Source organism: Acetobacter nitrogenifigens DSM 23921 = NBRC 105050 (genome assembly GCF_000429165.1).
Lineage (GTDB): Bacteria > Pseudomonadota > Alphaproteobacteria > Acetobacterales > Acetobacteraceae > Acetobacter > Acetobacter nitrogenifigens.
In genome coordinates this window covers 1-13,094 of the sequence record NZ_AUBI01000035.1, presented here as the reverse complement: position 1 = coordinate 13,094, position 13,094 = coordinate 1, and the positions used below count along the sequence as shown (strand labels likewise).

The window sequence follows — 13,094 nt, the reverse complement described above, 5'->3', positions numbered from 1 at the left end:
TCTTTCACCCTGACACCAGGTCAGGCCCATGAACTTCCCTCGGCCATGGCCCTCCTTGACGCATTGCCGCACGCCCCGCGCTACGTCGTCTGCGATCGGGGCTATGCCTCGAACCAGTTTCGAGAGGCCTTATGGGACAGGGGTTCACGCCCGGTCATCCCGACAAAACGCAACGAACCGCAAGTAGCCTGCCCGAAATGGGCCTATCGGCACCGACATCTGGTGGAAAACCTGTGGGCACGCCTCAAGGAGTGGAGAGCAGTCGCCACGCGGTATGAGAAAACCGCTACGTCCTTCATGGCTGTCATCTGCATCGCTGCAACAGCAGATCATCTCAAGACCTAACAGACCCTAGCGACACGCCGCAGGTATCTTTCTACGGATTGAGCACCCGCACACCAGATGTTTCGAACGGTAACACGTCGCGACTGGCCACGGCATAGTCACGGGACGCGGCTGTCGCAGCGATATAGCCATCCGCCCATCCCTCGGACCTGACCCGCGAACAAGGGCAACACCTCCTGCTCCAGCCACTCATGCAACACAGAACGCTGCCGGCCGGCATAGCCCCAATCCCGAAGCGCTGCTCCGCTATCGTAACGGCCGACAGGGACAACGCCTCGATCGCGTGAGGGTCGATCCACACCAGACACGCGGCTCTGGGGTGGACTTCCACAAGGCTCCGAGATCACATTCGTATCGAGCAGGGTCATTCGAAGGAAATCGGCTCTTCGCAGCGTAGGCCATCCTGCTGTTGCTGCGGCATCTGTACCTCGGCCAGCGCCCCGGACCTGTGTTCCTGCAGGAACAGTCGTTTCACACGATGAGCCTGCGCTATCGCGTGACGCTCGACGCTAGCGCCGCCGTCACTGACTTCCGCAGCACCTTCAAGAACGCAGGTGCCTGTTTCGGTGGCGGTAATGCTCCCCCACATCAGTCGGCCTGCGTCGCGCTGTTGCTGTCGCGGGCGTCCGGCATCATGGAAGTCCGCGACGCCAACGGCGAAACCATCCGATACAAAAGGGATACCTACACAATGGCTATGAACTACGTTTCACCCGGCGATAATGCTTCCATCATGTCCAGCCCGGCGGACTACACGACCGGCGACGTCGTGATCCTGAACTCTATGATCGGCATCGCCGCGGGCACGGCTGCAACTGGCGATCCTATCGACGCCGCGCTGAACGGCGTCTTCAAACTGAAGAAAGTCGCGGGCGACGTGTTCGCTCCAGGCGTCAACGCCTATTGGGACGCGGCACAAAAGCTAGTCACTCACCGTCACGGCGACCGGCGACACGCTCCTCGGAGTTACGTGCAGGCCTGCGACGGCGGGCGCGGCCACTGTTCACGTCCGGTTGTCGGGTGCCTTCTGATGCAAATACCTCCCGATATCACGCCTCGCCCACTCGACAACATGACTGCGATACCCGCCAAACATCGCCATGATGTGCGACAAACCTGAGGTCATGCGCGAATGGTTGTGACGGGAAGACGTCTGCCTGATCCCACGAATCAACCTGGTGCAGCTTGGCGCGGCTCCTGCAGAACTGATTTCAAGCGAAGTCCTGATCCTCCAACGCATTGTGATGGACGCACCGGAGGACTCCGTAGGCAACTTTAAACTGCATATAGGAAAATAACTAGTAATTCACGGAATTTCGTTACTATATAAAAGATCGTGTCAGTCCGCCCAGAACCCGTCCGTCGTCCACACGTGACACGCCCTGCGCCAAAGGAAAATACGTCCTGATTAGAACCAACAGGCGTTCAGATAGCAGATACAAATCACTCACAGGGCTTCCTTCCATCGGTAAGCTTGGAAAGCGCAACACTCCGCTCTTTTCCATGAGTTAATAGGTCCTGAGCCCAAATGAGTCCCGAGTCTCGAGATTAGAATGTGAAGCTTGAGTCGATGATCGCGTGTGCATTGAGAGAACGTGGAACGAGCCGCGTTTCAGACATAAAGTCGGAAACCAACTGCTGTTTGGCAATAACTGCGTCCGTGAGAGGAACTACCTCTCCGACCATGCCCTTGATCACATCGCGAGCAACCGGTAGGGGCAACCCTACCTCCTCTGCCCATACGGTGGCGTAAGAGTCTGGGTGTTTAAGCATCCACTGATGTGCGACCCGATAAGAGCGAAGATAGGTCAGAATATTTTCTCGCTTGTCTCGGAGTGCGTTATCTGTGGCGACTACATAACTCAGGCCGCTCATCAGTTTGCCTCCATTTACAATTTCCCTCGCTCCGTCGACAATTTTTGCGCTCGAAATATAAGGTCCCCACGTCGCCCATGCGTCGACAGCACCGGTTTGTAGCGCGAGTTTCGCGGCGGCGGGAGGAATGAACACAAATTCCACATCGTCATATTTCAACCCAGCGGCGTGCAGCGCTGCAAGCGTCAGGTAATGACCCGTCTGAGAACGCAATGTCGCGATGCGCTTTCCCTTCAGATCGGAAACCGACTGTATGGAGCTAGCTTTCGCTACAACGACGGCTGTCGTCGTACCATCTGTCTGGATGCCGGCGATCGCTTTGATGGGGGATCCTCCGCCCTGGGCGAAGACAAGTGGAGCATCGCCGATTGCGCCGACGTCTACGGCGTTCGCCGTCAGGGCCTGTATCAACATCGGCGCGCCAGCAAATAAACTCCAGCGCAGAGACGCGCTTCCCGCATATGCAACTCCTGACGCCTGGAATAGCGATCTGGCGCCTCCCTTTTGATCTCCGACGAGTAGCGGAGTGTCAGCGCCAGCGGGTCGCACTGGCAATGCAAGAGCGCTCAGACCGATCAGAATTTGGCGGCGGCTCGGTGTTTGAATTTCAGTTATATCTTTAAAATTCATCACGATATCGCATATTTTTTTCTCGGTTTGAATCACACGGTAGCAATGTGACCTGTTCATCATGAATCGCAATGATGACAAGTGACAGTGAATATTCATCAACGGTGTCGTGGGCAAAGCTCATTGGTCGATCTCGCCGTGCATTGTGGGCGTAACAATGAACCTGAGCACGTTTGCCCACGGCAAAGTGCGTCAGGTTTTGGAATCCATACAGCTTCAAGAGACGATTATTCCTGAATATTTTTAGGAGAGCGTATCCGACTTAAGCCTATGTATAGGTACAATCACATTGACATATCGATATTATTAATGATGTGCAAAAAATTAAATTTCGAAAAAAATGACATGTTCATTAATTAATAGTGTTGATGCGGTGCAATATAAAGAATCTATGTTAGTAAAATTCGACGGTCGCGCTTGAAAATATGAGTAAAACCAATTCTTTTCGACAAAGAACATTGGAGAAATTATCGTTATGTCCGTGAAGAGAGGCTTGATTTTAGCGGCATCCGTTTCGATGTCTGCGTTCTGCAGCCATGCCACGGCGGCTACCCCCCAACAGCAGGAACGCCAGGCCTCTCTGTCGTCAACGCCTAGGCTGAAGGTCGAACCCTCTAAAGTCCCGGCACAATCCGGGCCGCGAGGAAACGAAGCGAAGCCCGTCTCTGGCGCGCGCAAAGCTGCTCAAGCTCCGGCCGAGACTGTCATCGTGACGGGCACGCACGCCTATAACCGCACCGCGCGCACAAGTTCTGCGCCGATCACGGTTATCTCGTCAGCGGCATTACGCCGGTCAGGCCAGTTAAATCTCGCGGACGCCCTGACCCGCGTTGATCCCTCCATCACGACGCAGAATCTGGCTGGCGACGCCGGGGCCCTGACGTCGTCAATTCGGATGAGAGGTCTGAATCCTAACGAGGTCCTTGTTCTTGTCGATGGAAAGCGACGTCACGTTACAGGAAACATTTATGCGGACGGGGGGCCACAGCAGGGATCGACGCCCGTCGACCTGAACATGATTCCGGCGTCAGCGATTGATCATATTGAAGTGCTTCGTGATGGGGCCGCGGCCCTCTATGGTTCGGATGCCATAGCTGGCGTGATTAACATTATTACGAAGCGAACCGACCATGGCCTTAACGTCGTCGCGCAGACGGGCGCCAACGCGTATAATGGGGACGGATGGCAATATCTGGTTGGTGTGGATGGAGGTTTCAAGCTGGGAAACGACGGCTTCGTTCACCTTAGCGGCCAAGCTTATCATACTGACTTCTTCGTCTCGAAGTCGCGTGGCACGGACGATCACCGATGGACGACGACATCGTCATGGCCTGCTGATTCGAATCATAGCCAGATGACGCCAGAGGAAACGCGCGGCAATCTGTCCATCGAGTGGGAAAAGCCCATTAATGAAAATGTGAAAACCTATGGCCTGATCACCTATGCCCACCGCCACGCCGAATCATACCAGAATTACCGGTTGCCGAGCATAGCTCCCTCCTATTATCCCGGCGGATTTTCTCCGCGCGAAGTGATTGATGAAGACGATTTTCAGGCCAATATCGGCGTAAAGGGCGATAATTTGTTCGGCTTTGATTGGGATCTCAGCACGTTATACGGGCAAGACGGAGACGCCATCCGTAACAGAAATAGCGTAAACACCGGTTGGTTATCAGCTTACGGCTGGTCGCCCACGTCATTCCGGGCAGAAAATTACACGATGGCGCAATGGACAAGTAATTTCGATATGCGTCGGAATTTTAACATTGCTCACCTGGTTCCGGTGACATTTGCTATAGGCGCAGAGCATCGACTTGAGACTTACCAGATAAAGGCTGGCGAACCCGCATCCTATCTCTATGGAGGCGCTGCCGCATATGCTGGTCTTACCCCTCAGAACGCCGGAAATTGGCAACGTAATGTTTGGGCGGGCTACATAGACGGCGACTTTCATCCACTGAAGCACTGGGATCTCGATTTCGCAGGACGATTCGGGCATTACACGGACTTTGGCAACACCGAGACAGGCAAGGTTACTACGCGTTACGATATCACCCGGCGGATCGCTGTCCGTGCGACGATCAGCAACGGCTTTCGCGCTCCGAGCCTCGCAGAGGAGCATTTCAGCTCTCTCAACGTCAGCCCGACTGGTGCTACAGGTCTTTTGTCCACTACGAGCGCGGCCGGGCGTCTGATCGGCGCCAATCCATTGAAACCCGAACGATCAACAAACATAGAGGGTGGAATTATCGTCGAACCCCTAGACGGTCTTCACATTTCGGCGGATCTCTATCAAATCAACATCCGCGACCGTATTACGGGAGCACAAGCTGTCAACGGGCAGGCTGCCTATGATGCTATTGCGTTGACCGGTGTGCAGGTGCCCACGGGGCCCGGCGTCGATATCAGCGACATCAGCGCGAACTATTTCGCGAACGTGGGAAGCACGCGCACGCAGGGGGTAGATATTCAGGCGGACTATCGGTGGCGGCTTCGCCAATACGGTACGCTGGATCTTTCGCTCGCCGTCAACCTCAACCGTACGCGTATTCACCACGTCAACACCAACGCCTTTGGCCAACCGATGGCTAGCGCCCAGACCATCGGATATCTGACGTCCGCTGCGCCGCGTAGCAAAATTATTTTGAACGCGTATTGGGCTGTCGGACGGTGGGACGTGAACATACGCCAAACGCGTTACGGTCAGACAACGTCCATGCTGTCCTACGAGGATCTGGCGCCTGCAGCGATCCGTTATTCCACGACGCAATTCGCACAGTTTGTTAACACGCCGGTCTGGTTGACTGACCTCGAAGTCGGATACAGAATCGATCCCCACTGGCATGTTGCGCTTGGCGCCAACAATATATTCAATCAACGGCCGAGAAGGCTTAATCCCATCAACAACTATCTCGGTCCAAGAATGTATGACCAGAGCGCCTCCGGGATTTCGATTGTCGGTGGCTATTATTACGGACGCTTAAACGTTAGCTTCTAGAGTGCTTCTTTAGTTGACAGGTTACGATTCAGCCTTTGTACGTCAATATGTTTTAGAGCAGAGCCGTGCGCCAGTGACCAAAGGGCACGCCCATGCGCAACCGCTGTCCTCGCGCACACAGGCCATGAGTGCGGGCCATATTGGTCTTGGCCCAGGTTTCGTCGATGACGACGAGACGCTCAGGATCTAGGTCGATCTGCCCGTCGAGCCTGGCTTGACGCTGGCTCAGGATAGCCGGTCGGTCTGCTCGCTGGCGTGCGCGGTCTTTTTTGCGCGTCAGTCTGTGTAGAGCGAAGAAGGGCAGGAGCGTGCCGTGACCAAAGCTGTGGTCGCGATCAGGGAGAGCCACCCGAAGCTCGGTGGTTGTTATGTCCGGTGTGTGGGCCAGAAGACGACAAATCAACCCGTGCCGTGCTTCGATCCTGCTGGATCGGCGGTCGCCACCCAGCCCCCAGTAGCTGACGCTTGTGGCGCCGACACCGAACCGCGCCGCTGCGGCACGATGGCTGGCTCCCTCGGCGACCGCCGCTGGCATACGAGTTCGGAGATCAATTGATAGGGCCGTCGACATAGAGGCCAACCACCATCATAAATCAGGCGTAATGGGTAGCCATTGCGACTCACTCAAATCCGGAACCGCTCCGCGGCATTTTCTGCCTGTTTTTTCGGGAGATATGTACATGCGTCGGTATGGTCTGAGCAATGGTCAGTGGGAGCAGATAAAAGATCTTCTTTCGGGTTGCGAAGGTAATATCGGTGGAACGGCTTCAGATAACCGTCTGTTTGTGGAAGCAGTGCTGTATCGTTACTGTGCAGGCATTCTCAGGCGTGTTCTGTCTGCCCGGTTCGGGGACTGGAGGAACGTACACTGGTGCCTGCGCCTCCGGTGTGAAAACGGTGTGAGTAAATGGATTTTCCGGCAGTTGACTGCTGACCACGACAGCGAATACGTGATGATCGACAGCACGATCTTCCGCGCTCACCAGCACAGAGCAGGCGATCGTTAAAAGGATGCGGACCGGGCCATCGGACGATCCCGTGGCGGACTGGTCTCCAAAATTGATGCCATTGCCGATGTTGCGAAAAAGGCGGTAGTTCTTTCTGTGACACCCGGGCAAAGCGCCGACATTACCGAGGCAGAGTTATTGCTCAATGAGGCCGATCTCGTCATCGAACGCTTTTTGCCAGTCCGAAGCGGGGCAGAATCGTAGCGACACGCTACGACAAGTTAAAACCAACTTTCCTCTCAACAGCGCAACTCGATTTCGCATTCAACATAGTTGTCAACTTGATATAATGGTTCTTGATTTATCAAATCTCTCGCTGAAATCTGAAAAATTATAATATCTCTCGGCTGAGAAATGTGTGGGATACGCATAAATAACATTTACTTTTGTTATCAAATTTCTATATACAAAAAATGTCAGTCATAATTATCATTTATATTTTTAATTAAATAAATATAGAAAAAATCATAAGTAAAAAAATATTGGTTTTATTTATCTCCGTCGACCGTAACGTTTTGCAATACGTTGAGTTAACCCAATCATTGTCGGCGTCCCGACTGAAAGAAGTGTTTTTATGACGGAGCCAAAGCGCAACTTTGCTTTAGGCGCCTATCTAACCGGATCGGCGACCAATGGCGAGGCCTGGCGAGCACCCAATGAGGACGTTGACGCCGACATCGAGTTTGCCCGTTATCGCGACTACGTCAGCTTGTTGGAGCGGGGGCGTTTCGATTCTATTTTCCTTTACGACAATGTGCTGCCAATTGCCGATACCCGCGCTGTCGCCGACTCACCAGGGTTGCCCCGCTGGGACACATTTACTCTGTTAGCTGCGTTGGCGGTTACGTCCCGCCACATCGGCTTGATCGGGACCGCAAGCACCAGTTTCAACGAGCCATATAATCTTGCTCGTCGTGTTGGTTCTCTGGACAGGCTCAGCGGTGGGCGCGCGGGGTGGAACGTCGTGACTGCCACTGGCGGTGGCGAGAATTTTAATCTGCCTCACCATCTTGACCATGCTGATCGATACGAGCGCGCTCATGAATTTGTCGACGTCGTCACCGGTTTGTGGGATAGCGTCGCGCCCGCCGCGTTCTTGCGCGACAAGCAGAGTGGACGTTGGTTGGACCCGTCGCTGGTGCGTCCGCTGAATCATAAAGGTCGCTTTTTCAGTGTAGCCGGCCCCCTTAACGCGCCGCCTCCCGTCCAACGCCGTCCGGTGTTGGCCCAAGCGGGCGCCTCTGGTCCGGGGCGAGAGCTGGCCGCGAGAATCGGAGAAATCATATATACAGCTGAGTACGATCCCACTGCCGGGCGCGCGTACCGCGCCGACATCTTAGAGCGCGCCGCTGCGTATGGTCGAGGAGAAGCGAATCTGCGCATTCTGCCCGGCCTAGCTCCGTTTGTTGGAGAAAGCGATGCTGAGGCTAGAGAGAAATTTGAAAACTACCTGCGCTATCTGGATCACGGCGAGAGCCTACGTGGGTTGTCATCATACGCCAGCCTGGGCATCGACCTGTCTGCATGGCCGGCTGGCCGACCGATCGAACTGGGTGACGTTGCGGAAACTAACAGTCATAAAAGTCGCCAATCCCTGATCGTGGACTGGATCAGGCGCGATCGTCCCACGCCCCGGGAGGTTTTGCGCCGCTTTACGCGCGGGGGACACCGTATCATCGTGGGTACGGCGCGTGAGATTGTCGATGATATGGAAGGCTGGTACCGGACCGGCGCCTCTGACGGCTTCAACATCATGTTCACGTCGGCCCCTGACGGTATCGGCGATTTTGTACGGCTCGTAGCGCCAGAACTCCAGCGTCGGGGATTGCTGCGTACCGAGTATGTCGGGCGGACGCTGCGCGAGAATCTCGGGCTGCCCGATCCCGTTACGCTGTGACTGACCAAAACCTGCCCATCCACGTCGTGTCCAGAGGCTCCCTGGGTCGTTCCAGCGCACTCCGAGCATATCAGCGAATGAGTAAAATGGCATATAGGCCTAAGTACCGCAGAATTTCATCGTCTTCTTGCGAGCGGATCACGGCGGGGCTCGTCTTCGCGGCCGCGGCGCTGCATCTTGGAGGCCCAGAAGCGCGCGCGGATGGCTTTGAGAAACAGGCCACGTCGCGAGTAACTGCGGTGGCAAGCAAACCCCCACCAGAGCGGCGGCGAACCCCACCGAAAAAGCCGACGCAAGATACTGAGCAGGTGGTCGTAACTGGCACGCGTGGGGCGGTACGCGCATCGCACAGCATGTCGCCGGTCGTCATCGTTTCGCACACCGACCTGACGCGCACGGGCCAGCCCGATTTGCGTAACGCGCTTTCCTTGCTGGACCCGTCCATCAACAATACCCCAGGCTATCCTGGGCAACTGGGGTTCACAACCAAGACAGCATCTTTGCGTGGTTTGCCGTCGAACGAAACCCTGGTTCTGGTCAACGGCAAGCGGCGTCACACGATAGCGTCGATCTTCTACGGCGGCGCCATGCAAGGGCAATCGCCAGTCGATCTCGACATGATTCCAATGAGTGCGATCGACCATATCGAAATCCTCAAGGACGGCGCGGCGGCCCAATATGGATCCGACGCCATCGCCGGCGTGATTAACATCATATTGAAGAAGGCCGACCATGGTGGTTCCGTCGAACTCAGCTACAATCAGTACGGGTCGACAGTAGGAACGTTGGGCGATTACGGGCGGGGCGGGAACCTTTTCTTCAATAAGGGTGTCCGGATTGGCAACGCTGGCGGGTATATCAATCTCAGCGCCGACATCATCGGCAATCAATGGACCAACACTGCGGGATACGCCCCGATGAGCAAGGGGGGCACTCCCACACTGCTCTATCCGCTGCAGCCCAACGGGCAGCTCGATTCGCGCGAGTACGGCAACCGTTATCGTCAATTATACGGCGTTCCGGAAACAGAAAAACAAGCTGTCTCTTATGACATGGCGGTTCCGCTCGGCGCATGGGGAGAGTTTTACTCCTTCGCCACGTATACTCACCGTACAGCCTACGAGCCTGGTTGGTACCGCCCATCCAATTCGTCACAGAATATCATCAGCGTCTACCCCGAAGGCTATCTGCCGATCATATCGACAGAGGATCAGGATTTTCAGTTTACTTCCGGCTTGCGTGGCAAGAACTTTTTGGGCTGGGCATGGGACGCTAGCGTCAACTATGGCCGCGACCAGACTGCCCTAGGGTTAAGCAATTCGATCAATGTTTCACTCGGCCCTTCCAGCCCTCATAATTTCTACCTCGGAACGTTGACCAATTCTGAATTGACTGCGGATTTTGATTTGCGACGCAAGTTCGATACCGGTTTGTTTAAATATCCACTTTCTGTATCGGGAGGCCTGGAGTATCGTTACAATCAGTACGAAATTGGCGCCGGCGAACGAGCGGCGTGGGCTGATGGCGGCTACATTTTCCCCAACGGTGTCCGCTCCCTGCCCAGCGCAGCTGGTCTCGGCGCGTACTATCCCAACGCGGCTGGTGCCTATTCGAGAATGAACGGCGCATTTTACGTAGAACTGGATCAGCAATTAACGAAAGCCCTGTCGATCCAGCTATCCGGCCGCAATGAAACCTACAGCGATTTCGGCAATACCGCCAATGGCAAGGTATCTACCCGCTATCAGGTTACGCCGTGGTTAGCCTTTCGTGGATCTGCCAGCAATGGTTTTCATGCCCCCACACTACAGCAGGAATATTTCCAAAGCGAGGCAACATTCTACTCCACTAACTCGCAGGCGAACAATGCGCTGATCACAACCACGAATGTCTATTCTTCCGTTAATAATATCGGGGCCCGCGCTCTGGGCGCGTCTCCATTGAAACCGGAAACTTCGCACAATTTCGGACTCGGGTTCGTGTTGACGCCAATCCGGAATTTCGATCTTTCGCTAGATATCTATCGTATCGACATCTTCAACCAGATCATCCCACTGAGCGTGTCCGGAAACGGCATCACCGGTGAGCAGGTCATGAATATCCTCCATGCTAGCGGAGCAGTTCCGAATGATGGGAATTACTACCAGTACACGTTCATGCGAAACGCCGCACACACCGAGACAGAAGGGATGGATCTCCAAGCTCACTACCTGAGCGATTTCGGCGATGCAGGCACTGTCTTGTGGGGCGTGACGATGAACCAGCAACAGCACATGATCAAGCGGATCAACCCGCTGGCCATCAACCTGGGCTCTGCAGTTCAACCTCTGTTCCGTAATGAAATCGGTAACCTGACCACAATCTACCCGCGAAACACATTGCGCCTCACTGGAACGTGGAATTACGGCCCGGTTTCGACAACCGTGCGCATTTCGCGATATTCATCGACGAAGAACCTGTCAAACCAGGGTCCGGCCTACGACGAGACGGTCGGTCCCGCATGGTTGATGGATTTCGATATCAGCTATCGCTTTCGGCCTCGTTGGGTCGCGGAGATCGGCGGCAACAACGTGTTTAACAAGCGGCCAAACGTGCTGAACGCCCGTGCGCAGGCCGCGTCCTCGCTCTATCAGGTCAATCCCAATTACAGCACCGCGTCTATCTATGGCGCTGAAGGGTCGTACTTCTATGGGAAATTGCGTTATTCGTGGTGACGGGACCTCGTGGACCTCACGCCGTGGTTTCCTCGTCGGTGCGAGTGCCCTTGCTGGCCAGACCGCCGCGACGGGCCGCGCGTCGGCGTCGGGGTCGCCCATCCTGTTGGTGGGCGACCAGAACAGTTCACTTCGTTCTTTGCTAGACGCGGCGGGGGAGGGTGCCCCCACGGACTACCGCATTGAATGGAAGGAATTCACCCAGGCGCAACCGTTGCTTCAGGCGCAGAACGCTGGAGCAATTGACTTCTGCCGCGCAGGCGATGTTGCCTTTCTGTTCGCCTATGCTGCAGGGGCGCCGATTGTAGCGATTGGGGCTAATTTAACCGGTGGCCAGGGGGCGGCCATCTTGGTGCGGGCCGACTCTGCATTCGCCACCGTCAGGGATCTGAAGGGGCGGCAAGTTATCCTCAGCCCCGCTGGGCTGGGCGAGCCCCTGCTTTATGGTCATTTGGCACAGGCCGGCCTTGCGCCGGGGGACGTGCATGTCGTTCACGCGACGCAGAATGTTGCCCAGCTCTCGCTTGCAACCGGACAGGTCGATGCGTGGGTGACCTGGCAGCCCTATATCGCACTGGGCCAGGAAATCGACCACGACCGCATCCTGGTCGACGGGCAGGGAGTCCTGTCATTCTATGTGTTTGGTATCGCGCATCGGAACGCGCTGGAGACTAAGCGTGCTGCGATCATCGACCTGCAGCATCGCATCGCCCGTGCGATGGTGTGGGCGCGCGCTCATCGTGACCTCTATGGGAAGACGTTGGCCAGGGTGTCGCGAATGCCAGATGCAGTTGCCCAACGTTCAGTCGAAAGTAGCAGGTTGGAGGAAGTCGCCATTGATGATCGAGTCGTCCACGATACGACAGATCTTTATCAAAAACTCTCTGCTTACGGGCTTATTAAAAAGGGTCTTGATATCAAGAAGGCTTTTGACCCGACGGTCCTCAATGGCGTTCTTTGAGACGTTTCTTGATATTTATAGTGGTTCGTTGCCGGCGGCTTCAGGAGGGTTCGGTCATGTCACGTTAACCTTGAGCCGCGCTACGCTGATCTGATGAGCAAGCGGTCAGTGGGTGCTGTCACGTTAACTAGCGTGGGGTATTAGGGCGTGTCGTCAGTTAGCATCTGGCGCTATGAGGCTTGTACTCCCGTTTGATCTGTGATGTTTTCTCTCTGTTTTCAGGGAAAGAATGAATGCGACGATATGGCCTGAGTGATAGCCAGTGGGAACGAATAAAAGATCTTCTCCCGGGTCGTGAAGGCCATGTCGGCGGAACGGCTGCCGATAACCGCCTGTTCGTGGAAGCGGTTCTATATCGTTACCGTGCCGGCATTCCCTGGAGTGACCTGCCTGTCCGTTTTGGTGACTGGAAAAACGTCCACCGGCGATTGCGTCGCTGGTGCGAAGGCGGCGTGATCGAACGGATTTTCCGACATCTGGCCACCGATCGTGACAACGAATACATGATGATCGACAGCACGATTGTCCGGGCTCACCAGCACAGTGCAGGCGCCCGTAAAAAAGGGGCGCGGATCAGGCCATCGGGCGGTCCCGTGGCGGACTGACTTCGAAAATCCACGCCATTGTCGATGCTGCGGGAAAGGCGGTCGCCGTGTCACTGACGCCC

Annotated in this window: 8 protein-coding genes and 3 pseudogenes; 8 read left to right on the top strand and 3 right to left on the bottom strand. The window is 55.4% G+C overall.

Features of this window, described 5'->3' with window-relative positions:
* Nucleotides 1–345: IS5/IS1182 family transposase (locus G442_RS24675; protein ID WP_026398370.1), on the top strand; the 345-nt coding region annotated here is incomplete at its 5' end.
* 31 nt (nucleotides 346–376) lie between these two features.
* Here the strand turns inward: G442_RS24675 and G442_RS26515 are convergent.
* Nucleotides 377–713, bottom strand: a pseudogene (locus G442_RS26515) (VapC toxin family PIN domain ribonuclease).
* Between the two features lie 41 nt (nucleotides 714–754).
* On the opposite strand from G442_RS26515, the gene G442_RS24150 reads away from it, so the two are divergent.
* A complete protein-coding gene (locus G442_RS24150; protein WP_051292540.1) occupies nucleotides 755–1,465 on the top strand; it encodes a DUF2190 family protein in 711 nt (236 codons plus the stop codon).
* Between the two features lie 428 nt (nucleotides 1,466–1,893).
* Here G442_RS24150 and G442_RS0118405 read toward each other — a convergent pair whose 3' ends face one another.
* Nucleotides 1,894–2,886: an ABC transporter substrate-binding protein gene (locus G442_RS0118405; RefSeq protein ID WP_246789542.1), complete on the bottom strand. Its 993-nt coding sequence runs from the start codon at nucleotides 2,884–2,886 to the stop codon at nucleotides 1,894–1,896.
* 439 nt (nucleotides 2,887–3,325) lie between these two features.
* Here G442_RS0118405 and G442_RS0118395 point away from each other — a divergent pair, with 439 nt between their 5' ends.
* Nucleotides 3,326–5,848, top strand: coding sequence for a TonB-dependent receptor plug domain-containing protein (locus tag G442_RS0118395; protein WP_371863424.1), 2,523 nt, complete (start codon nucleotides 3,326–3,328; stop codon nucleotides 5,846–5,848).
* A 52-nt stretch (nucleotides 5,849–5,900) separates the two neighbouring features.
* On the opposite strand, the gene G442_RS24665 is transcribed toward G442_RS0118395, so the two are convergent.
* Entirely contained in the window at nucleotides 5,901–6,419 is a 519-nt protein-coding gene (locus tag G442_RS24665) for a hypothetical protein (RefSeq protein WP_161628404.1), read from the bottom strand.
* A gap of 109 nt (nucleotides 6,420–6,528) precedes the next feature.
* Between G442_RS24665 and G442_RS24660 the strand changes: the two are divergent.
* From G442_RS24660 to G442_RS0118365, 5 genes and pseudogenes are all read left to right on the top strand, one after another.
* Nucleotides 6,529–7,145 (top strand): annotated as a pseudogene (locus tag G442_RS24660) (IS5 family transposase).
* 284 nt (nucleotides 7,146–7,429) lie between these two features.
* Nucleotides 7,430–8,752, top strand: coding sequence for an LLM class flavin-dependent oxidoreductase (locus G442_RS0118380; RefSeq protein WP_026399139.1), 1,323 nt, complete (start codon nucleotides 7,430–7,432; stop codon nucleotides 8,750–8,752).
* Nucleotides 8,753–8,829: 77 nt separating this feature from the next.
* On the top strand, nucleotides 8,830–11,466 hold the full coding sequence (locus G442_RS23375) for a TonB-dependent receptor plug domain-containing protein (RefSeq protein WP_456303712.1): 2,637 nt from the start codon (nucleotides 8,830–8,832) through the stop codon (nucleotides 11,464–11,466).
* Between the two features lie 109 nt (nucleotides 11,467–11,575).
* Nucleotides 11,576–12,427, top strand: a complete 852-nt coding sequence (locus G442_RS0118370) for an ABC transporter substrate-binding protein (RefSeq protein ID WP_161628403.1) — start codon at nucleotides 11,576–11,578, stop codon at nucleotides 12,425–12,427.
* Nucleotides 12,428–12,660: 233 nt separating this feature from the next.
* Nucleotides 12,661–13,094: pseudogene (locus tag G442_RS0118365) on the top strand (IS5 family transposase); the annotation flags it as partial.